Annotated in this window: 1 protein-coding gene; it reads left to right on the top strand. The window is 45.9% G+C overall.

Annotation, left to right across the window (positions count from 1 at the left end):
- Window positions 1-738, top strand: a 738-nt coding sequence (locus tag BG32_RS01830) for a class I SAM-dependent methyltransferase (RefSeq protein WP_014731277.1), incomplete at its 5' end; no start/stop codon positions are given.
- Between the last annotated feature and the right edge of the window lie 74 nt (window positions 739-812).

The following is an 812-nucleotide window of genomic DNA, read 5'->3' on the forward strand; positions in this document are numbered from 1 at the left end:
ATGCCAAATCTCTACTTCTATGCCGGTTCGGCAAATCCGGAGCTGTACGAGCTTCAGAATGAATTGATCGACCCAGAAAGGAAAATAGAGAAGGTTATGGAAGAGTTCTGCGATTTCGAAGGCAGCGTGATTGTCGATGTTGGAGCAGGCTCAGGCTTTCATTCACATATGTACGCAAGCACTGCCTCCATGGTTTACGCCGTGGAGCCGGATTCGGGAATGTTAAAACAATTGAAAGCGAGGCAAGCCCGTGACTTCAGATCGAACTTCTGTGTGTTGAAGGGATTTGCTGAGGACCTTCCACTGAAATCTGATCTGGCAGATATCGTGCACGCCAGGCTTGCGTATTTCTTTGGCCCGCCCATGAAATACACAGAGAGTTGTGAAGAGGGGATTGAGGAAGTCAAAAGGGTCCTGAAGACCGGCGGGTATTTCTTCAATATTCAGAACAACTACTCTTCAGGCCAGTATGCGGATTTTCTCGAACTATCATATGGTCGGGACCTTAAAAACCTTCAAAAAGAGATTTCCGATTACTTCGCATCGAGGGGCTTTTTGGAAAGGATCGTGAGAACGAAATGGAGAGCAAAGAACCGTGGGGAAATCGAAAAGGCCCTTACGCTGGAATTTCCGATCGAGAAGGTGGGGCAAATCATGAAAGCCTTTTCCGGCAACGAGTTCTCACACGACTTTTCAATATTCTTCTTCAAGAAAAGAACCAGAGGCGAAAATGGTTAGAGTCTATCTTTTAGGTCATTCGAGTTGCTTATTGAATTATCATGAACACATAGTTTTTCCCCGGATCGATAGGG

The organism is Mesotoga sp. HF07.pep.5.2.highcov (assembly GCF_003666285.1).
Classification (GTDB): domain Bacteria; phylum Thermotogota; class Thermotogae; order Petrotogales; family Kosmotogaceae; genus Mesotoga; species Mesotoga prima.